This window comes from Staphylococcus sp. HMSC072E01 (genome assembly GCF_001814125.1).
Classification (GTDB): domain Bacteria; phylum Bacillota; class Bacilli; order Staphylococcales; family Staphylococcaceae; genus Staphylococcus; species Staphylococcus hominis.
The window spans coordinates 44,448-65,615 of sequence record NZ_KV814990.1 but is presented as its reverse complement, the minus strand read 5'-3'; the positions used below and the strand labels follow the sequence as shown (position 1 = coordinate 65,615).

General features: G+C 30.8%; 17 protein-coding genes and 1 pseudogene. 7 read left to right on the top strand and 11 right to left on the bottom strand.

Translation table 11 applies throughout. The features are described from left to right. Window positions 1–44: 44 nt before the first annotated feature. Window positions 45–887 (bottom strand): membrane protein insertase YidC, encoded by an 843-nt coding sequence (yidC, locus tag HMPREF2953_RS08840; protein ID WP_002448436.1) that lies wholly within the window; start codon window positions 885–887, stop codon window positions 45–47. A 97-nt stretch (window positions 888–984) separates the two neighbouring features. After that, complete coding sequence (locus HMPREF2953_RS08835; RefSeq protein WP_070672918.1) at window positions 985–2,478, bottom strand: serine hydrolase domain-containing protein; 1,494 nt, start codon at window positions 2,476–2,478, stop codon at window positions 985–987. 271 nt (window positions 2,479–2,749) lie between these two features. Between HMPREF2953_RS08835 and HMPREF2953_RS08830 the strand changes: the two genes are divergently transcribed. After that, window positions 2,750–4,576, top strand: coding sequence for an APC family permease (locus tag HMPREF2953_RS08830; RefSeq protein WP_070672916.1), 1,827 nt, complete (start codon window positions 2,750–2,752; stop codon window positions 4,574–4,576). 53 nt (window positions 4,577–4,629) lie between these two features. On the opposite strand, the gene HMPREF2953_RS08825 is transcribed toward HMPREF2953_RS08830, so the two are convergent. Next, entirely contained in the window at window positions 4,630–6,726 is a 2,097-nt protein-coding gene (locus HMPREF2953_RS08825; RefSeq protein ID WP_070672914.1) for a cation:proton antiporter, read from the bottom strand. Window positions 6,727–6,858: 132 nt separating this feature from the next. Beyond that, the gene (locus HMPREF2953_RS08820; protein ID WP_002488816.1) at window positions 6,859–8,259 is read right to left on the bottom strand and encodes an amino acid permease; all 1,401 of its coding nucleotides are present in this window, start codon (window positions 8,257–8,259) and stop codon (window positions 6,859–6,861) included. A gap of 307 nt (window positions 8,260–8,566) precedes the next feature. On the opposite strand from HMPREF2953_RS08820, the gene HMPREF2953_RS08815 reads away from it, so the two are divergent. Continuing rightward, complete coding sequence (locus HMPREF2953_RS08815) at window positions 8,567–9,379, top strand: metallophosphoesterase (protein WP_070672912.1); 813 nt, start codon at window positions 8,567–8,569, stop codon at window positions 9,377–9,379. Window positions 9,380–9,430: 51 nt separating this feature from the next. On the opposite strand, the gene HMPREF2953_RS08810 is transcribed toward HMPREF2953_RS08815, so the two are convergent. From HMPREF2953_RS08810 to HMPREF2953_RS08790, 5 genes are all read right to left on the bottom strand, one after another. Beyond that, window positions 9,431–10,042: a C39 family peptidase gene (locus tag HMPREF2953_RS08810; RefSeq protein ID WP_049334690.1), complete on the bottom strand. Its 612-nt coding sequence runs from the start codon at window positions 10,040–10,042 to the stop codon at window positions 9,431–9,433. Between the two features lie 542 nt (window positions 10,043–10,584). Continuing rightward, complete coding sequence (gene scdA, locus HMPREF2953_RS08805) at window positions 10,585–11,250, bottom strand: iron-sulfur cluster repair di-iron protein ScdA (protein ID WP_002454897.1); 666 nt, start codon at window positions 11,248–11,250, stop codon at window positions 10,585–10,587. 225 nt (window positions 11,251–11,475) lie between these two features. Next, complete coding sequence (locus tag HMPREF2953_RS08800; RefSeq protein ID WP_070672910.1) at window positions 11,476–12,672, bottom strand: putative multidrug effflux MFS transporter TcaB; 1,197 nt, start codon at window positions 12,670–12,672, stop codon at window positions 11,476–11,478. A 140-nt stretch (window positions 12,673–12,812) separates the two neighbouring features. Beyond that, window positions 12,813–13,535, bottom strand: a complete 723-nt coding sequence (locus HMPREF2953_RS08795; RefSeq protein ID WP_070672908.1) for a hypothetical protein — start codon at window positions 13,533–13,535, stop codon at window positions 12,813–12,815. Window positions 13,536–13,550: 15 nt separating this feature from the next. Next, window positions 13,551–14,696 carry a glycerate kinase gene (locus HMPREF2953_RS08790; RefSeq protein ID WP_070672906.1) on the bottom strand — a complete coding sequence of 382 codons (1,146 nt, stop codon included), beginning with the start codon at window positions 14,694–14,696 and terminating at the stop codon, window positions 13,551–13,553. Window positions 14,697–14,846: 150 nt separating this feature from the next. Here HMPREF2953_RS08790 and HMPREF2953_RS08785 point away from each other — a divergent pair, with 150 nt between their 5' ends. The 3 genes from HMPREF2953_RS08785 to HMPREF2953_RS08775 all read left to right on the top strand — a co-directional run bounded on the left by HMPREF2953_RS08785 (window position 14,847) and on the right by HMPREF2953_RS08775 (window position 17,782). Continuing rightward, a complete protein-coding gene (locus HMPREF2953_RS08785; protein ID WP_070672904.1) occupies window positions 14,847–16,343 on the top strand; it encodes a hypothetical protein in 1,497 nt (498 codons plus the stop codon). Window positions 16,344–16,345: 2 nt separating this feature from the next. Then, on the top strand, window positions 16,346–16,726 hold the full coding sequence (locus HMPREF2953_RS08780; RefSeq protein WP_049334685.1) for a GtrA family protein: 381 nt from the start codon (window positions 16,346–16,348) through the stop codon (window positions 16,724–16,726). A 180-nt stretch (window positions 16,727–16,906) separates the two neighbouring features. Beyond that, on the top strand, window positions 16,907–17,782 hold the full coding sequence (locus HMPREF2953_RS08775) for a cation diffusion facilitator family transporter (protein ID WP_070672902.1): 876 nt from the start codon (window positions 16,907–16,909) through the stop codon (window positions 17,780–17,782). A 40-nt stretch (window positions 17,783–17,822) separates the two neighbouring features. Here HMPREF2953_RS08775 and HMPREF2953_RS08770 read toward each other — a convergent pair. Further along, window positions 17,823–18,266: pseudogene (locus HMPREF2953_RS08770) on the bottom strand (transglycosylase). Between the two features lie 348 nt (window positions 18,267–18,614). On the opposite strand from HMPREF2953_RS08770, the gene HMPREF2953_RS08765 reads away from it, so the two are divergent. Next, window positions 18,615–19,301 (top strand): 2,3-diphosphoglycerate-dependent phosphoglycerate mutase, encoded by a 687-nt coding sequence (locus tag HMPREF2953_RS08765; protein ID WP_049334682.1) that lies wholly within the window; start codon window positions 18,615–18,617, stop codon window positions 19,299–19,301. Window positions 19,302–19,434: 133 nt separating this feature from the next. Here the strand turns inward: HMPREF2953_RS08765 and HMPREF2953_RS11350 are convergent, their stop codons facing one another. Beyond that, window positions 19,435–19,533, bottom strand: a complete 99-nt coding sequence (locus tag HMPREF2953_RS11350) for a putative metal homeostasis protein (protein ID WP_017174973.1) — start codon at window positions 19,531–19,533, stop codon at window positions 19,435–19,437. Between the two features lie 95 nt (window positions 19,534–19,628). Here HMPREF2953_RS11350 and HMPREF2953_RS08760 point away from each other — a divergent pair, with 95 nt between their 5' ends. Further along, window positions 19,629–21,068, top strand: coding sequence for an MDR family MFS transporter (locus HMPREF2953_RS08760; protein WP_049334681.1), 1,440 nt, complete (start codon window positions 19,629–19,631; stop codon window positions 21,066–21,068). Window positions 21,069–21,168 lie beyond the last annotated feature (100 nt).

Below are 21,168 nucleotides of genomic sequence, written 5' to 3'. Positions count from 1 at the left end.
AGAGCGTGAGCGTCTCGCTCTTCCTTTTTATATAATTAATCTTATCAATGATTAGAAGTGTCTGAGGATGTTTCTGAAGTAGTTTGACGCTTTATTTCTATGCGTTGTCTTAATTTTTCTCCCTCAATTTTACCGACTTTCGCATAATGACTATGAGCAAAATGCATTTGAATAATTAAAAACGTTGCACTTATAGCCCAATATAAACTTAACGCTGATGCTGAATGTAATGATGCATAAGTAATAAATAAAGGGGATAAGACCATCATAACATAATAAGATCGACGTTCATTTTTAGGATAATGGATTGAGTTGACAAGAGGTTGTATAAAATACATCACAGCTGCAATGATGGTCATGATTATATCAGTATGCATTAAATTAAACCATAAAAAATGAGGATGCTGAGTAATACCACCACTTGTTGGATATTTAATTGACGTATATAATCCGAGAAGAATTGGAATTTGAATTAAAATTGGAAATGTGCCAATTAAATTTTTAAAAGGATTGATTCCATACTCATTATATTTTTTCATTAATAATTTATTTGCTGCACGTCGTTCTTCAGGCGATTGAGCTTCTTTAATTTTTTCTTGGATTTTATTAATTTCTGGTTTTACGACATCTGTTTTGCCACGAATAACATGAATATTTTTTACTTGAATACACATGAGTGGCATCAGTATTAAACGCAATATAAATACAATGACGATAATAGCTAAACCATAGTTTTCGTTGAATGCATGTCCTAAGACATGGAGTAAATCATCCATCGGTTTTACAAATACAGTATAAAACAGGCCGTGTTGTGCTTCTTTATGAGAATAGTCACAACCTGCAAGCATTATTAAGGACATCGGTAATAAGAACCATTTCTTTTTCATATTTAAACTCCTATACACTGGTCTTTAATAATCTTAGTCTTAGTGATATAAGCTTAACATAATAATGAAGAAAAGAAGAAATACATGTTTTAATAGACTATATTGGTCGTTTGGATAGCGTTGTGATTTTAAGGATAAAATAACTCCATAGACTTGTCAGTAATAAGACGAAGCTAAATAATGTTATTTTCGCTTGTAATGGTAACCATGACATCATAAAACGCCAATCAGAATTTGATAATAAGAGTATTGGAAGTAAGTGAAGTATCGCTAAAATAAGTGTGAAAGTTAACATCATCATACTTATTTTGATGAGTAATCCACCAGACATCGTTTTAAAATAAATAGACTTAAATTTAAAAATTAAGCGATAGATTATTAGAAAAACACTTGCTACAGCTATCAGTAAAATAATAGTGATGATGATAAATACGATATTCCACTGATTAATAAGATATTGTAACGTTTTAATATGTTGACCATTACTCATTTGTGTATTGAGATGCTGTGCAAGTTCGGCTACATTTTTTGAATAGCTATTAGCAAGAACTACAATGCCATAGTCTTTTTTGGGATTTAAAATAATATATGAAGAATAGTTTTCAAGTGTACCAGGATGATATACAATTGTTTCTGAATGATTATCATCAATAAACCAACCTGCTGCATAGTGAACGTCTTGAGAATGATCTATTGCTTTAACTTTAGGCTGATGCGTTAGTTGAACTAATGATGCTACTTTTTTTGGCGGATTAAGTTGAAACTTCAACCAAGAGGCTAAATCTTTCGTGTTAGTCATCATATAAGCAGCTGGATTATCTCCTAAATTAAATTCAGGACTATCAGCATAAGCTTTTCCTTTTTTTATTACATACCCTTGAGCGTCATTGTTCTTTTTCATATTACTTTCTTTTACTGTTGATTGCGTCATATGTAATGGAGTGAAAAGATGTGTGCTTAAATAATTCGCATATGATTGATGAGAAGCCTTTTGAACAATCAAACCTAAAATATCATAATTCATGTTGGAATACTCAAATTGCTTGCCTGGTTTAGCATCTAAGTTACGTCCTTTGATACTATGAACAAGGCCTTCTAGACTGTTTGTGTCTTTTGTGATGTTGTCATCATTTGTGATGTCTCCTGAAATACCACTTGTTTGAGCAATCAATTGATCTACTGTGATATCTACTTTTTTATGATTATATTTCATATAGAAACCTGGAATATACTGGCTGACTTTATCATTGAGATTGATTTTATGTGCCTCAACAAGTTGCATCATTGCATAACCAGTAAATGCTTTGGTATTTGAAGCAATTTCAAAACGCGTATGCGGTGTGACTTTGGATTTCTTTTTAATATTTGAAAAACCATAGCCTTTATTAAGAATCGTCTTATTATTTTTTACAATAAGAACGGACATTCCTGGAATATGATCGTCTTTCATTTTATTAACAATCATGTTATCAATATAACTTTGTGACGATGGACTAAACATTGAATAACTAGATTTTAATTTAATAGCTATGGAAAGAATAATGATTCCTACTAATAAAATCATCCCAATCATGATCAATTTTTTTTTCATTTTCCCTTACTTCCTTACTTAATACTTCTTAAAATTAAACCTCTAAAAATAGTATAGCAAGTTTAAACTTAAACGGCCCTATACAAATATTAAATACTGTTGACACCTCTTTAAAACTGATAAAAAGAAAATATTTCAAAAATATAATTGTAAAAAGTTACTTAAAATGTAATTTATACTATATTATTTCCGTGGAAATGTATACTTTTTCACTAAATGGGAGTATATTTTATCCATTAAAAATGAATATAAAAAGAGGTAAGGATGGATTATGTTCACTCAATTTAAAAGACTTATTATTGGTAAGCCCAAAAAAAATAGAGACTTAAAAAATGAAAAAATAAGTAACTTTAAGGCTTTAGCAATTTTATCTTCTGACGCATTATCTTCAGTAGCATATGGTCCAGAACAGATTTTAATTACTTTATCTGTGGTTGGAGCTATTGCATCTTGGTATACATTGCCCATTGCGACCGCTGTTTTAGTGCTACTTGCGGCATTGATTCTATCATATCGTCAAATTATATATGCTTATCCTAAAGGCGGAGGAGCGTATATGGTTTCTAAAACAAATTTAGGAGAAAAATGGGGATTGCTTGCAGGTGGCTCTTTATTAGTAGACTATATTTTAACCGTCGCAGTAAGTATTTCATCAGGTGCAGATGCTTTTGTCGCAGCGTTTCCAGGATTATATCACCATAAAGTATTCATTGCATGTTTATTAGTACTATTTATTCTAATAATGAATTTACGTGGTTTAACAGAGTCAGCAACTGTGCTCTCTTATCCAGTTTATTTATTTATACTTGGATTAATAGTCATGATTGTTATTGGAACATGGAAAGTGGCAACAGGACAAGCTGAACCTCATATGCATGCGACAGTAGGAACCGCAGTGCCAGGTGTCACATTATTTTTATTACTTAAAGCATTTTCTTCAGGTGCATCATCTTTAACAGGTGTAGAAGCTATTTCGAATGCAGTAACAAACTTTAAAGATCCTGGTTCTAAAAATGCAGTTAAAACGTTAATTACTATGGGAATGATATTAGCTTTCTTACTTGTAGGTATTGTGGGATTAGCATATTGGTATGGTATTATGCCACAGACTGAAACAACCGTATTATCTCAACTTGCAATGAATATTTTAGGGCATAATGTAGGATATTATTTTGTACAAGTAACGACTGTTATGATTCTTGTCCTTGCTGCTAATACTGGATTCACAGCCTTTCCAATGTTAGCTGCAAGTATGTCAAAAGATAAATATATGCCACGTATGTTTAACGTAAGAGGAGACCGTTTAGGTTATTCAAATTCAATTATTACATTAGGCATTTGTGCAATGTTGCTTATTATCTTTTTCCATGGTAAAACTGAAAATCTTATTCCTTTATATGCAGTAGGTGTATTTATTCCTTTTACACTAGCTCAATATGGGATGGTTTTAAAATGGATTCGTGGTAGTGAAAAAGGATGGTCTACTAAAATTATTGCAAATGCTATAGGGGGTACTATTACTTTTATCGTATTTATGATTTTCTTAATTACGAAATTTAGCCAAGTATGGCCAATCTTAATCTTTTTACCGATTGTTGTATATATATTTACGCGTATTAATAGACACTACAAGGATATTGCTGAGCAACTTAGCACAACTAAAATTGTTCAAGATATGCCAGTAGTTGATAAAAATCTAGCGATTGTACCCGTTAATACGATCACTACAGCATTAAATAAATCTATTTATTATGCACATATGATTGCAGATGATGTGATTGCTGTACATGTATCTTTCGGAGACCAAACTGATAATTTATTTATTGAAAAATGGAACAAACAATATCCAGATATTAGACTAGTGACGTTACACTCAGAATATCGCAGTGTCATTCGTCCGATTTCTCGATTTATCGATAAAATTAATAAAAAAGCGAATGCTCAAAACTATGTCATCACAGTGGTTGTCACTGAATTTATTCCTAAAAAACCATGGCATAACTTTTTACACAATCAAACGAGTTTGCGATTAAAAATGCATTTATTCTATCAAAAAAATGTTATTTTAGCGACGGTTCCTTATAAATTACAAAAGTAGAAGAAAATAAAAAGAACTCGAGAGATACAGGTCTCTTGAGTTCTTTCTATATATTAATGATTTAATTCATTGGCAAGTACAATTTCATTATAGTTAATATTTTCACGTAATTGCGTGGCAATTTCATTGGTAACTTTATTTTTAGAAATCAATTCGTCTAAAATTTGACGCTGAGTATACAATGCATCTAATTTAGCATCATATTGTTGTTGAGTGTTTAATTCATGCATAAATTTATTTTCTTCACGTTGATGTTTTCGATTATGATGTTGTCTTAACGTACGTGATAGTGCGTAATATTGGTTGATAATTAAACTGACTTCGAGGACATTTGTGCTATTTTGTTCTTCTTGAAGTCTCAAAGTCACCTGACGGTTAACAATACGTATAATGTGTTGTACTTTTTTAAAGTTATTTCTTAATTCTTTTCTGTCAGTATAGCGCTGTTGTTCAAATGAGGATTGATTCACACTATGATGTGAATCTTTTCGCGCTTTAAATCTAAGTATGATTAACTTACTAAAACGATTTAATTTCTCAATAAAAGACATTTCTCTAAATGATTGTGTAAATTCCATTACTTTGCGATAATCACTTAAATCTTTTTTAGTAATACGCTCCTGTTTAATTAACTGTTGAAGCGTCTCAGTTTCAACTTCTTCTGCAATGTCTCTTAATCGATGTAATTCTTTCGTATTTTTATCATCGCTTTCCATGTCGATTAAAAATGATAATTCATTAAAATATTGATTCAGAATAGGTCGATAATCGATATCTTTGTGCGTAGCTGCTTTTTCTTTTAATGTGCGAATAACATGTTGAATCATGAAAATTTTAGCGGATTGATAACTCATACCTTTGAAGTGTGATTGTTGTTTGGATGGCGTAATGAATGGAAGAATCATTTGTGCAAAAATTAAACTGATAAGTACCATCATTGAAGCAATAAATAGTAAATCGTTTCTATGATCAAAGTTCTGATTGCCGTTAATAATGAATGGTAATGTTAATGCCATTGACAATGAAATCGTTCCATGAATGCCACACAAAGTCATAATAAATGCATAACGACTCCGTTTTGGTGGTTGTGTTTCTTCTTCGTCATCGAGATATGCTTCAACATTTTTCGGATAGTAAAAATCTTTGAACAAAACATAGACCCAAATAAATCTAAAGATATAGATGGCAAATGCTATAAGGAATGCTACCACAATTAGAAAAACTAAATTTTGTGGTTCATTACGTACAATTTCCAAAATAACTTCTGGCACAATATATCCTAAAACGACGAAGACAAAGCCATTTAATGCATAACTTAATGTATTCCAAATTTGATTATAGTTCATTTGTAATTCAGTTTGGGCGCGAATGAGACGATCTCGTTCTAAACCATGAATCAACCCAGCTACCACAACTGCAATAATCCCAGAAGCATGAACTTCTTCAGCAATAAAATAAATGACAAAAGGAGTAAGTAATTGGATGAAAGTCAATGTATTACTATCTTTTAAACCTTTATTAGAAGTGAGGTAAACACGTAAACTGACGACTAAAGCGCCAATTATTGCACCTACTAAAATACCAAGAAATGTTGAGAGTAGAAATTGACCAATTGCATTTATAGCTGAAAAACTACCTGTCACCAGAGCAGTCACTGCAATTTTAAAAGAAATAATACCTGCAGCATCATTTAATAGAGACTCTCCTTCTAAAATTGCCATAGACCCTTTGGGTAATACTTTACCTTTAGTAATGGCTGATACAGCAACTGCATCTGTCGGACATAAAATAGCTGCAATAGCAAAAGCAGCTGGCATCGGTAAATTAGGCCAAATCCAATGGATGAAAAAGCCGACTCCAATCACAGTTGTAAATACTAATCCCATGGCCATAAGAACGACAGGTTTTCGATATTCTAGAAGTTTTTCTCGAGAAACATGTGTCCCTTCCACAAATAAGAGTGGGGCAATGACAGCCATCATAAAGACTTCTGGTTCAAATTTAAAATGTAGTGGAATGGGTAAGATGAATAAAGCGACACCTAAGGCAATTTGAATGAAAGCTGTTGGAATGTTGGGGAAGCGATGATAAATAATAGAACTAATGATAACAGCAAGTATAAATAATAAAAAAGCTTCTAACAATTCCATATGTATTGTGACTCCTTTTTTTAAATAATTAATATTTTATCATGATTAAAAAGATAATGAGATATTTTAGTATATTTCATTCTTAAGACATAGAAAAGCGAAACTGAATTCAGTTCCGCTTAAATAAAATATCTAATGATTGATTGATTCTCGAGGTTGCTGACGTGTTTTTTCAGCTAAATATTCAGCGTTTTTCTTATACTTTTTATAAAACAAGAATAAGAATATAAACCAAACTGGTGAAATACATATGGCTACTCTCGTATCAGCACTAAAGAACAATAATACAAATACAAATAAGAAAAATGCAAGAATAACATAAGCCATTGCTTTACCGCCTAGAAGTTTAAATTTATTATGTTTATGTTCTTCAGGATTTTTTCGTACATATATAATGTAAGAAATAATGATCATTGCCCAAACGACTATAAATAATACAGTTGAGAGTGTAGTGACATAAATAAATAATTGAATTGCATCTGGGAATATAAAGTTTAATAATGCGGCTAAAAGTAATGTTCCAGAAGATACCAGCATTGATAAGTAAGGCACACTATGATGATTTGTCTTACTTAACATTTTAGGTCCTAATCCTTGTTTAGATAAACCAAATAAAATACGACTATTAGAATAAATACCACTATTCGTTGCAGAAGCGGCTGCTGTTAATACGACAAAGTTAACCAGTCCTGCTGCAAAAGGTAAGCCAATCATACTAAATAACATCACAAATGGACTGGCATCAGGGTTAATCTTATTCCAAGGAATCACTGACATGATCACAAGTAAACCTCCCACATAGAATAATAAAATTCTAACAGGTACATTATTAATTGCTTTTGGAATAACTGTGCGAGGATCTTTAGTTTCTCCAGCTGTAACACCTATTAGTTCAATACCAATAAATGAGTAGACAGCAATTTGAAATGACATTAAAAATCCAGCTGGTCCATTTGGAAAAATACCGCCATGATTTACAAGATTACTAAAAGACGCATGTCCATACGATGTTTTAAATGAAAAGAAAATCATAACTAAGCCAACGATAATCATAGCAATAATAGTAATAATTTTTATAATAGAGAACCAAAATTCTAACTCTCCAAATAATTTTGCACCAAGCATATTGAATGAAATAAGTAAGAGTACGATAAATAATACGGTTAGCCAGTGAGGAACGTTTGGAAACCAAAAACTAAAATATTGTCCCATTGCTGTTAAATCAGACATACTTGAAACAATCCAAGATAACCAATATGTCCAACCAATGACAAAACCACCGAACGGCCCTAAATATTCGTTGGCAATATCTACAAATGAATTGAAACGTGTATTACTAAGTAACAATTCTCCAAGTGCTCTCATAAAAGCAAATAACACTATACCAATAATTAGATAGGTGATGAGTAGTGATGGTCCTGTTAACGAAATCGTTTGTCCAGAACCTAAAAATAATCCTGTGCCAATAGCGCCACCAATTGCAATTAATTGAATGTGTCTATTACTTAATTCTCTTTCTAACTGTCTTGCCATAGACTTCCCCCTAAGAAAGCAATATGATAATCGAGTAAGCGCTTTCCTTGAATTTTGAAAACTTTTTTAACAAAGTAGAAAAGAGTGAAGATCAATTTGTAATTAATTAGAATATTCAGATTTTTAAAAGTTTACCTTTTTTAAATTTTGTTAAATATGTAACTTTGTTAAAAGTTAATTTTATTATACTCTTAATTTTCAAAAAAACAAATATGTGTATACAACTATGAAAAACAGAATAATTTATATTTATAATAATCTATGGCATAATAGATAAAATTTAAAAATGTATTAGAGGAGTAGAGGAATGAGAATCGGAGCGATTTCTGATCTACATATAGATAGACATCCTAAATTAAAATCAAATGTATATCTAGAAACATTGATTAAAGTAGTACAACATAGAGAGGTTGACTTACTATTAATTGCAGGAGATATTTCGAACTATTTTAGAGATAGCTATCAATTTATTAAAGATTTAAAAACTGCTTTACATATTCCCGTACTATTTGTTCCAGGAAATCATGATTATTGGAAAGTAGAGGATGAAACGACATCTCAAGATATTTATGATTTTTATAGAACAAAGCCAGAGTGTTTGTTGGATCATCCATATGTAATTAATGATAATTGGGCTATTGTAGGCCATACTGCTTGGTATGATTACAGTTACGCTGATAAAAAATTTGAAGAAACTCGATTAAAAAAAGGGAAATATTATGGGGCCACTTGGCAAGATAAAGTGAAAATCGATTGGGATGAAGATGATACGATTTTATCCAAAAAGGCGTCTAAGCATGTTAAACAAGCATTGGAGCAACTTCAAGATAAACAAATTATTTTAATGACACATATTGTAACACATTCTAAATTTGTAGTACCTACCCCTCATCGTATTTTTGATTTTTTCAATGCATTTATAGGTACATCAGATTTCGATCAATTATATCAGCAGTTTCCGATTAAATACAGTATTATGGGACATGTTCATTTTCGTAAATCTTTAGTTGAAAATAATATAACCTTTTTATGTCCTTGTTTAGGTTATAAAAGAGAATGGCGAACAGCAGATATATATTCAGAAATGAATCATGCATTAATGGACTTTGTAATAGAATAAAAAAGAGCAAGAAACGACGTTTAGAAGGAAGTCGCTTCTTGCTCTTTTAATTTATGGTTTTACATAGATACATTTTTTACCAGGGGCGTTAAAGCTACGCTCCATGAATTCTTTTTTAATTTTTATAATCTGGAAGCGATTAGGTACTAATGCAGGCACAATTACTTTTCTTAAAAAGTGACTCCATAAAGGATCAATATAATAGTAATGTGTGTCGTCATATCCAATAAGTAATGTAATGTGAATGTTAGACACAAGCTGACGCGTATGGTTATCAAATTTAAACGTTTTACGTGAAGGTTTTTGACCTAAACTTGTATGATACATAAGAACCGGTTGTCCTTGATCAATCACAGTTTCCAATTCCTCTAAATTCGTACCAGTGCCATCTACGATACGTGAATCAAATGTTTGTAAATATGGAACATAAGCAGAAGGGAAAATCGTTTGGTGATGACCAAACTTAACAAGTAAATGATGACCAACATAGCCTTTATAGGGATTATTTGGATGAGTAGGCCAATGTTTCATAATATCAGTAGCTTTAACATTATGATGATTATATTGTAATAACATAGCTGCAGAAACGCCTTCACAACCCATAATCATAGGGATTGGAAAAAGTTGACTTTTAGGCGTAACAGATAATAATTTTTTATTCATTAACGTTCTCCTTTATGTCAGTAAAACATTGTTTTAAAGTAAATTTATTATATACCTTGATTAGAGTAGCGTATAATCATTTGAATTCTTTGTATTAACAAAATGTGTGTCAACATATTTAAGACAATAAGAAGAATGTTGATATAGTAATGGATGTTAAAAATTCAAGCCCAAAAGTGATTAAAGACATCATGCTTAGAATGTATCTTATTCATATACTAATTTTTAATATGCAACAGAAAGATTGCACAGTTAATATAAAATAAAATTGGGAGTTATGCATTTAAAAATGAATATATGCAAACTCCCAAGTATTATTTTATTTTGCAACATGAACAATATCATTCATGTTATGTTTATTGCGTCAAAAAAAACTTTATTGCACACTATACCGATAGATAACATTAAAGGGCCCTGCTTTCTTTTGATTCTGTAGATATGGGTTTAGTCTTTAAGGTGTCATAGCTTCTTATTTAATCTGATTGTGTTAAAAAAGTAAGTCAATCTTATTTTTCTAGGATGCATGTTATCGTTAATACAAATTAAAATTTATTAAATAATACGTGATTTTCAAGATGTACATGTTCATGTGTTTCACGTTCTAAATGCTCAAGGCGTGTGTAGACTAAGCGCCAAGTATTACATGCTTCACTAGGTGGCTGATACTGATTTGTTAAAGCACTCATTTCTTCTAATAGATGCCCAGTTTGAGTATGATCTTCAACTAAACTTTCAATAACTTGATGCGCATTCTTAACTTGTTCACCACGTGCAATTTTAATGAGTAATGGAAAATCATGATTATCTTCTTTATCCATATGTTCAAGCATACCATCACGATACTGGCGATATAACTCTTGTAATTGAAGTAAATGCGGATGGTGTGGTCCATGAACTTTTGCAATTTTAGTGACATAAGGTGAAAGGTTTTTAAATTCCTCACGCATTGTTTCATGGTAACGTGATTGAATATATTGAATTAAGGAAGGGGCATCTAAATATTTAACGTTGATATTTCCTGTTGAGTGTACAGGTAAATGATTAATTTCTTCTATAATTGTATCGACATTTACTTTTTTATTTTTTACTGCATTTTTAATTGAGATATTTCCACCACAACAAAAATCTATTCCGTATTTTCTGAAAACATCCGAACTTAATGGAAAATCAGTAACGACATTAGCAACAATTGAATCTTTAGTGACCATAAATAATTCCTCCTTATTTAATTATAGTTTATTATAGTAAATAATAATCATTTTCAATTAGAGAAGAATAAGTTGTCATGTATTTGTTGAAAAGTCATTACAAATTTGTGAATGTTAAAAAATACTTGAGATATAATAATTGTCTCAAATATTTTTTAACATATTAGCAATCGATATTTATATTAAAAATGGATGCTAGCTTACATTTATTAATATAAGAATACATTAGATACGTTGATATTTTTTAAAATATAAAAATTGAAGTAAAACTATGAGAATTGCTGTGATAACAATTACTGTGAGATAAGGCATTACATTGTATTGTCCTTTAAGACCAACTAAAGGAGACACTAAACCACCAAGGATAAATTGAAACAAACCTAGTAAACTAGAAGCATTTCCACTTCCACCAGTACGTTCTTCCATAGCCATTGAAAATCCTAAGGGGCCGATTGAAGTGACAGGACAAACATTTAAAAAGAAAGCGACTAATAAAAGCCACAATGGACCTTGTAATATCAAAGTAAATACAATGAGAAGTACACCAATAAGTTGAATGAAAGTCAAATAAATTAAGATTTTAAAGCGATGTATACGTTCAACAAGCAAAGCAACGATTTGACTCACAACAATTAAACCAATGCCATTGATTGCAATCATTACGCTAAATTGTTGAGGTGTCATATGGTATATTTTTTGAGTGATAAACGGAGAAGCAGATGAAAAACTAAATAACATAACATAAGTTAATCCTTGCAAAAACATTGGAATAATAAATCTTGGTCGTTTAAGTAAGCGTCCAAAGTCAGAAAATATATGTTTAAAATTAGAAGTAACATGCTCAGAGTGATGTGTGGTCGGCATATTGAAAGTAACGCCACCTAACATAATCATGCTAATAGCTGTTAAAATAACAAAGATCATTCTCCATGAGCCAAGAGAAAGCGATAAACCTCCAAGTAACGGCATTAAAATAGTCACTATACCATTTACAACCATAAGAGAAGCAAGAAATTTAGCTAGAGTATTTCCTTGGTAATAATCTCCTGCGAAAGCTTTAGCGATAACAATAATACCTCCGGCAGTTAATCCTTGTACCAAACGTATCAATAAAAATATTGGAAATGTTGTAATAAATATCGCACCACATGAAGCTAAAACGAATACACTAAGAATCATTAGTGCAATTCTTTTTCGACCGAATACATCTGATAAAGGTCCGAATATAAACTGTCCAAGCGCTAGACCAATCATTGCAAAGGATAGGGTAAGTTGTATGCTTGACGTTGATGTATTAAATTGTTGCTGAATTGCTGGTAAAGCAGGTAAATACATATCTATAATCATTGGACCAAATGCTGTCATTGTTCCTAGAACGATAAGTAATAGCATCGGCAATTTAGTATGTGTTGAGTTATGCATAATTGTACTCCTTGAAAAGATTTGCAATGTACATTATATAGGTTTTTGAGGAAATATGTAATTTCAAATAAAAAAAGCTCTAAAAAGATTGATTTAATCAATTTTTTTAGAGCTGAAATTTATCACAATACATAAGAATATTAATTATTATTACCAAGAATACTGTTTAGTTTTTTCTTGATATCATCTACTTTATTATTGACATCATCTAATAGCGCATTCACTTTGTTTTCATTTGCGTTGTTTTGTTGTGCATTATTTGCTTCTTTTAATTTATTAACTTGGTCTTGATAAAATTGAGTTAATTTAGAGTCTTCTTTAGTAATCTCATTATTTTTTAATTTATCAATTTGAGATTGGATTTGTCTAAGACGTGATTCAGTGTCTATTTTATCTTTAATATCATTTTTTGCATCTTCAACTTGTTTCTTTATATTATCACTTTGATTTTGAACTTCTTGTTGATAATTTTTAGATACATCATTTGTTGCATTATAAGTATGTTGTTTATTGTCCGATTCATTTTTATGATCAATATAAGATTTAGTCGCAAAAATGCCAATAATTAAAAGAAGAATTGCAATAATAGCGATTAACCAACGTTTTGATTTTTTATTTTTTTCATTCTCTTCTTCCAGTAATTGTTCACGTCTAAAGTCACGATCGTTATAGTAACGATTAGCATTTTCATCATACTCCTCTTGATTTTGATGATGATACTCTTGACGAGGTTCATTTCTTCTATAATTTTCTTCACTTTGACGTTTTTGTTGACGTTGTTGATACTCCCGACTTTTTTGATTACGTTGTTGATATTGATCATCGTATTGATATGAATCTTTGTATTTTTCAGTACGTTTCATAAATTTCACCTCTTTTTAATTATTTAATTTAATTAATCGAGCAATATTTTCAACAGTTTGTGTTAAGAATCGTTCTCCATGTTCTAATAAATAGGGTAGTTCTGATGGTGTTTCTATAATGCTAAACACACTATCAATTCCATGTTGATATACGGCTTGATAATTTTTTCCTAAACTACCACATATCGCAATCACAGGTAAGTCGAATTGTTTGGATGCTTTTGCTACTCCAATAGGTGTTTTACCATAAATCGTTTGTATATCTATTTTTCCTTCTCCTGTAATAACTAAATCGGCATCTTTAATTCTTTGAAGAAACTGCGTTTCTTTTAAGACAATATCGATGCCATTAGATAATGACGCATTGAAGAAAGTGAGAATACCGGCGCCTAATCCACCGGCAGCTCCAGCACCAGGTATATCTTTAACACTGATATGATATGCTTTCTCTATCATATCATGATAATTTGCGAGTGCGGAATCCAACTTTGGTATCATCTTTTCAGTTGCTCCTTTTTGTGGTCCATAAATATATGTTGCACCATTAGGACCTAATAAAGGATTTGTAACATCACATGCCACTTCAAAGGTAACGTCGTTTAATCTATAATCTAAATTTGACGCATCTATGTGGGTTAAATGAGCAAGAGCACCACCACCAAGTTCAATTTCTTCATTATCAGAGTTTAGAAACTTTACGCCAAGAGCAGTCAACATACCACTACCACCATCATTTGTTGCACTCCCCCCTATGCCTAATATAATTTTAGTCACATTATGATTTAGAGCATCTTTAATTAATTCGCCAACGCCAAATGTTGTAGTAATTAAAGGATCACGTTCATCTGTATGAATTAAATCTAATCCTGAAGCTGCTGCCATTTCAATAATAGCCACGCGATTATCTCTAGAACGAGCATAAGATGCAGTCACTTCTCTAAATAGTGGATCATGTACTTTAATGCTATGAATTGACGCATCTAATGCTTCTATTAAAGCCTCAGTTGTACCTTCGCCACCATCTGCCATAGGGATAACCTCTGTTTTAAGCGCATCACCGAATATAGTTTTAAAGCCCCGTTCTATAGCTAATCCAGCTTGTTTAGCAGACATACTCTCTTTAAATGAATCTGGCGCAATAACAATTTTGTTTATGTTCAACGAGATCACTTCCGATTAAAATTATAAATAAAAATCTAAATTAAAATGATTTAATGTTTAAAATATAAAAAAAGTATATAATGGTGTTTAATTAAATAGAATTGATTAAACACTATAATTTAACATTATTGTAGTGGAGGAGTAGTGTAAATGTCTAACTTTAAACAACACGAATTTTACATCTGGGTCATAGGGTTATTATTATTTTACGGTTACTTAGGTTTAATCATTCCTTTACATGGAATCGATTGGTTTTTTGGAAGTCCTCAAGGCATAAGTGCCTTTTACCAACATTTTGATAATTTGAATGGACGTTATATTAGTAATTTAATTGAACTTGTAGCAGTGCGTTCGGTAATATTACGTATGATTATGTATTCAATAATATCCGTAAGCATTATTTTATTAATACTCAAATTGATACGCCAAACATTTTCAATCCGTCATCTCATGCTTGCAACTATTTTATTACTTATTATACCTAATTCAGTTTTTTCAGAGAGTTATGGAAGCTTTGGTTATTTTTTTAGTTATGCTTTTGGAATGATATGTGTTCTCTATCATTTTTATTTTATAAGTCAAATTTTATTTATAAAAGATGAACTAAAAATGTACAATGTCATTTTATTTTGGATCAGTTGTTTCAGTGGGCAATTATTTGCTGAAGCATTAACTTTTTTTGTTAATTTAGCTTTATTCACGACATTAATTGCTTATTTTATGTTAAAACGTAAAATTAATTTTAATTTATTAATAGTGTTTCTATTATCATTATGTGGTACATTAATCATGTTGATTAACCAGACGTACATTAATTATCTGAGTGACATTCAAGCAATGAGAGCACACATTGATGGCTTAGGTTATGTTCATAAATTAAGAGTTACAATATTACATGACCTTCCACGTTATATGTTTTTTAATCATATTGTCATAGTGTCTATGATTGCGATTGTTATAATTGGGTTACTTATAAAAAACACTCGCTTTCAAACGTTTTCTAAAATTAGACAAATTTTATTAATGATTAGCATACTTGCATTGCCTATATACAAGATATTTATTTTTGAACCCTTTAATTTTAATCAAACAACGTTGATTACAAGTTATGGTCTAATTAATTTCTTATTGTGTTTTAGCTTTTTCGTCAGTATAAGTATGGCTAGTTTTATTATAGTTACAGATAGCTACTATCGTATCATTTTAATAGTTGCTTTTATTTCTATTATTTTAAGTGCTATACCTATCTTTTTCATCTCAGAGGTAACGTCTCAACACTTCTTTATTGTCTATATAATGTGGTGTGTGATATTGATTACTTTAGTTACTGAATTACATACTTTAAAACAAAGCTATGATAATATTCTTAAAATTTGTGTAGGATGTTTATTATTCGTATTTATTGCTATTTTTACGATTGTGCATTTTAAATATGAAACTAGATTAAATAATATTCAAACTCAAATTCAACAACATAGAAATGAAATTATTGTAAAACATTTGCCATTTGAGACATATTTCTATGAAATGACTCCAACTGAAGAAACCGCAAAGGAAAATTTCAAAGAGTACTATCAAATTTCAAATAATAAACAACTTAAAATACTGCCGTTTGATATTAATGTAATAGAAGACAGAGGAGATTAACTATGAAGTTAAAACAAACGCACTATGAAATAATCAAATTCGTCATAGTGGGTGGGATTAATACACTTGATTATTATTTAGTGTATCTCATTTTATTAAAATTATTACACGTTCACTATATGGTGAGTCATATTATTGGATTTATAGTAAGTTTTATTATTTCTTATTATTTAAATTGTTATTTCGTTTATAGAGTTAAACCAACCCTTAAGAAATTTTTAAGTTTTCCATTAACACAAGTAGTAAATATGGGAATGCAATCTTTGTTTTTATATATCTTTGTAAGATGGTTTAATTTTCCATCTGAAATTGCACCGTTTGTAGGACTTATCGTTACAATTCCGATTACTTTTATATTATCTAAATGGATTTTAAAAGACTAAAATTTAAGAAAGAGCTAGAATTGTGTACTTCTAGCTCTTTTTTTATAAATAGTAAATTAGGTTTGGCTAAAAAATTAATTAGTTTATTTTTATAAAAATGATAGAAATAAAAAAATATTGTAATTCAAATTTTGATAGTACATACTATTAATACTAAGTGTTTAAGGTGGTTAACTAGATATGACCCAAAACGAAAATCTTAAATTAGCGCAAAGAGGCGCTTATTTAAGTTTAGTTGTTTATATCGTTTTATCTGTTGCAAAATATATTACTGGGTATGTGTACGATTCAGCAGCTGTAAGAGCAGATGCATTGAACAACATGACTGATATTGTTGTATCTATCGCTGTTATTGTGGGATTAAAGATTTCAATTAAGCCAGCTGATAAAAATCATCCTTATGGTCATTTGAAATCTGAAAATATTTCAACGCTTCTCGTCTCATTCATTATTATGTTTGTAGGTATCCAAGTAGTGATTGAAAATGCACCTCGAATGTTGACAAATGAACACCATATTCCAAATTTTATTACGATTATTATTAGTATGATGAGTGGTGTCATTATGATTGGTGTTTATGCTATTAATTATAGGCTTGCAAAACAAACTAAAAGTAGCTCATTAGACTCGGCCTCAAAAGATAATTTATCTGACGGTTTAGTCAGTATTGGTACTGCCATTGGATTATTATTTACACAATTTGGTCTACCCATTATTGATGTGATACTTGCTACTGTATTAGGATGTTTAATTATTTATACCGGGTTTGGAATATTTAAAGATTCAATTTTTGCATTGAGTGATGGATTTAAGGAACAAGATTTAGAAGAATATCGAAATCTTATTCAAGAAGTTACAGATGTAAGAGAAGTAAAAAATGTAAAAGGACGTTATCACGGCAGTAGTATTTTTTTAGATGTAACAATTGTAGTTGATGCAAATTTATCATTACAAGAAGCGCATGATATATGCGATAGAGTAGAAACACATTTAGAAAATAATGGTATATCGTCTGTATATGTTCATCCAGAACCAAATACCTTAGATGAAAAATAAAAAAGAGTGGGAGTATACTCCTGCTCTTTTTTGATTCAATTTACCACCAACCATTTGATTCTCTAAAACGTATCGCTGCTCCAATTGATCCATAACGTTCTTTTGCATATTGAATCATGCCTTTAGTTTGGGTTTCCACTGATCCATACCCCCATGATTGGTTAGTTTGGCCTAATCCATGGTATTGACCATTTGATGCATTAGGGTTACCGCCAGATTCAGGAAGTACAATTTTCTCCCACATTTCTTTTGTGCCTCCAGCAGCTAAGAAACGTTGATATACTGATTGTGTACGACTTGAAGTACTAGAAGTTGTCGTGTTTGAACTTGATGTATTTAAATTAGATGTATGACTTTGATGATATTGGTATTGATGTTGTTGAGAAGGGGATGTTGATACCTATTCTGCGTGTGCCTGGCCACTTTCTAATCCAGCGGCACCTAATGAGAGCATTGTCATTAATGCAAAAATTGATTTTTTCATGATAAAAAACTCCTTTGTGATTTGGATATTAATGTTTGAATTAAAACATTGCATCCCAATAAATCTAGATGTTGACTACGGTAAGTTCACTATAACAGTTCATTTAATGACATAGGTTACGGTCATATCAAGAATAATTATCAAATATGAACATGAAGTAACAAATATCTCAACCGTTTATCATATATTCTGAATTAAATTAGAAGTAGTTCTATTATGAAAAAAAGTGAAATCGTTCTATAATAATGATGTAAAGATAAATAGATATTAAATTAAATAATGAGGAAAGTATTTATAATTCAATCGTTATACTCATTAACTTTCTATTAATCTAAGGAGTGTTATATTATGCCAAAATTAATTTTATGTCGACATGGACAAAGTGAATGGAATGCGAAAAATTTATTTACCGGTTGGGAAGATGTTCAACTGTCAGAACAAGGGAGAAATGAAGCCATCACTTCAGGTAAAAAATTAAAAGAAAACAAAATTGAAATTGATGTTGCTTATACTTCTTTATTAACAAGAGCATTAGAAACGACTCAATATTTATTAGCTGAATCTGATCAAGAGTGGATTCCCGTTCATAAAAGTTGGCGCCTGAACGAACGACACTATGGAAAATTACAAGGATTAAATAAAGATGATGCCCGTAAGGAATTTGGTGAAGAACAAGTTCATCAATGGAGACGTTCTTATGATGTATTACCACCAGCACAAACTGAAGCACAACGTCAATCTTATTTAAATGATCGTCGTTATCGTCATTTAGATCATCGTATGATGCCTTACTCTGAAAGTTTAAAAACAACATTAGAGCGTGTCATTCCAATTTGGACTGATCATATTTCACAACATTTATTAGATGGGGATACTGTACTTGTAGCAGCACATGGTAACTCTATTCGAGCATTAATTAAATATTTAGAAGACATATCAGATGAAGACATTATAGGCTATGAAATTAAAACAGGCGCACCGTTAATTTATGAATTAGATGACGATTTAAAAGTAACTAATCATTATTATTTATAAAAGTGTGAGCAAGAATTTTTATTTATTATAATATAGTAGATAAAATAAAAGGCTAAAGCATTAAAGAAGTGCTTTAGTCTTTTATTAATATAGTGGAGTAAGATTGCTTATAAAAATAGTTAAACGGTTTTAACTAACGTCGATATTGCTTAATCATCTTTAATGCACGTTTACGTGTTTTAATATTAGAACTTTTTAAGTTGCGACGTGCAGTTTGTAAATCTTGTTTCATAAATAGTCCTCCTTTTTATAAAGAATAAAGGAAAAGATGGTTTATGTAAATAGTAATTATTACGATTTATAAAATAAAAATAAGGAGATGATACCATGTCGCATAGTAAAAAGTTAATTATGATTTTCACTATGCTATTAGGTGGCTTTTTTGGTTTATTAAATGAAACCTTGTTGACCACAGCATTACCGAGAATAATGAAAGATTTTCATATTGAATATTCTCAAGTACAATGGCTCACAACAGCCTTCTTACTAACAAATGGAGTAGTTATTCCATTATCTGCATTTATTATTCAACGTTATACAACAAGACAAGTCTTCTTAACTGGAATTATTATATTCTTTCTAGGCACTTTACTAGGAGGATTTAGCCCTAATTTCACTACTTTATTAATTGCAAGAATTATCCAAGCATTAGGTTCTGGTATTATGATGCCACTAATGATGACGACGATATTAGATATATTTGAACCGCACGAACGTGGAAAATATATGGGGATGTTTGGATTAGTGATTGGTTTAGCACCAGCGATTGGACCTACATTATCTGGATATTTGGTTGAATACATTAATTGGAGAGCATTGTTTTATGTTGTAGCTCCAATTTCAGCAGTGACCTTTATACTTGCTTTAATTTTTATTAAAAACGTTGGAGTAAAAGTAAAAGCGCCCATTGACATACTATCCATTATCTTATCTATTCTCGGATTCGGTGGTATGTTATATGGGGTAAGTTCTATTTCTCAGAAAGGTTGGAATGACCCAGTCGTTCTGAGCACTATTATTTTAGGCATTATTTTTGTAGTTTTATTTATTTGGAGACAAGAACGACTTGAAACTCCTTTATTAAGTTTTAAAGTATTTAAAAATAGTCAATTCACAGTAGGTATTGCTATTATGGCTGTAACGATGATTTCGATGATTGGATCTGAAACGGTATTACCTATGTTTGTACAAAATGTGTTGCAACGTACGCCTGTTGATTCTGGTTTGATATTGTTACCCGGAGCAATTGTAATGGCAATCATGTCAATCATATCTGGGCGTTTATACGAAACGTTTGGCGCACGAGTACTTTCAATGATAGGTATGCTTATTGTAACGATTACGACGTCCTACTTTGTAGTTATGGATGAGCATACGTCAACAATTGTTTTAGCAACTATTTATGCGATTCGTATGATTGGTATTGCTTTAGGGTTAATGCCTGTAATGACGCATACAATGAACCAACTCACCCCAGAATTAAATGCCCATGGATCTTCAATGACAAATACAATTCAACAAGTAGCGGGTTCTATTGGTACAGCTGGTTTAGTAACAATTTTAAGTGTAGCAAGTCAGCATTTTAAACCGACACTCAGTGATTATCAAGGAATGGCTAAAACAGAGATGATGAAACACATTCAAACAGACGCAATGATACATGGTTATCATTCTGGCTTTTTATTTGCAGTCATTATCACAGTCGTTAGTTTATTATTAACTTTTTTACTTAAACGACAAAAGGATTTAAATGAAGAAAGTCATTAACCTCATATCTAAACCTTCTATTTTATTTAATAGTTTAAATAGTTATTGACTATTCATAGTGATGAGATTAGAATTAATTTATTCTGACTAATTTAATAGG

Bases quoted from the DNA above. Each gene is read 5' to 3' on its own strand.
- yidC (WP_002448436.1), bottom strand. From the start codon at position 887: ATGAAAAAGAAATGGTTCTTATTACCGATGTCCTTAATAATGCTTGCA.
- HMPREF2953_RS08835 (WP_070672918.1), bottom strand. From the start codon at position 2,478: ATGAAAAAAAAATTGATCATGATTGGGATGATTTTATTAGTAGGAATC.
- HMPREF2953_RS08830 (WP_070672916.1), top strand. From the start codon at position 2,750: ATGTTCACTCAATTTAAAAGACTTATTATTGGTAAGCCCAAAAAAAAT.
- HMPREF2953_RS08825 (WP_070672914.1), bottom strand. From the start codon at position 6,726: ATGGAATTGTTAGAAGCTTTTTTATTATTTATACTTGCTGTTATCATT.
- HMPREF2953_RS08820 (WP_002488816.1), bottom strand. From the start codon at position 8,259: ATGGCAAGACAGTTAGAAAGAGAATTAAGTAATAGACACATTCAATTA.
- HMPREF2953_RS08815 (WP_070672912.1), top strand. From the start codon at position 8,567: ATGAGAATCGGAGCGATTTCTGATCTACATATAGATAGACATCCTAAA.
- HMPREF2953_RS08810 (WP_049334690.1), bottom strand. From the start codon at position 10,042: ATGAATAAAAAATTATTATCTGTTACGCCTAAAAGTCAACTTTTTCCA.
- scdA (WP_002454897.1), bottom strand. From the start codon at position 11,250: ATGGTCACTAAAGATTCAATTGTTGCTAATGTCGTTACTGATTTTCCA.
- HMPREF2953_RS08800 (WP_070672910.1), bottom strand. From the start codon at position 12,672: ATGCATAACTCAACACATACTAAATTGCCGATGCTATTACTTATCGTT.
- HMPREF2953_RS08795 (WP_070672908.1), bottom strand. From the start codon at position 13,535: ATGAAACGTACTGAAAAATACAAAGATTCATATCAATACGATGATCAA.
- HMPREF2953_RS08785 (WP_070672904.1), top strand. From the start codon at position 14,847: ATGTCTAACTTTAAACAACACGAATTTTACATCTGGGTCATAGGGTTA.
- HMPREF2953_RS08780 (WP_049334685.1), top strand. From the start codon at position 16,346: ATGAAGTTAAAACAAACGCACTATGAAATAATCAAATTCGTCATAGTG.
- HMPREF2953_RS08775 (WP_070672902.1), top strand. From the start codon at position 16,907: ATGACCCAAAACGAAAATCTTAAATTAGCGCAAAGAGGCGCTTATTTA.
- HMPREF2953_RS08765 (WP_049334682.1), top strand. From the start codon at position 18,615: ATGCCAAAATTAATTTTATGTCGACATGGACAAAGTGAATGGAATGCG.
- HMPREF2953_RS11350 (WP_017174973.1), bottom strand. From the start codon at position 19,533: ATGAAACAAGATTTACAAACTGCACGTCGCAACTTAAAAAGTTCTAAT.
- HMPREF2953_RS08760 (WP_049334681.1), top strand. From the start codon at position 19,629: ATGTCGCATAGTAAAAAGTTAATTATGATTTTCACTATGCTATTAGGT.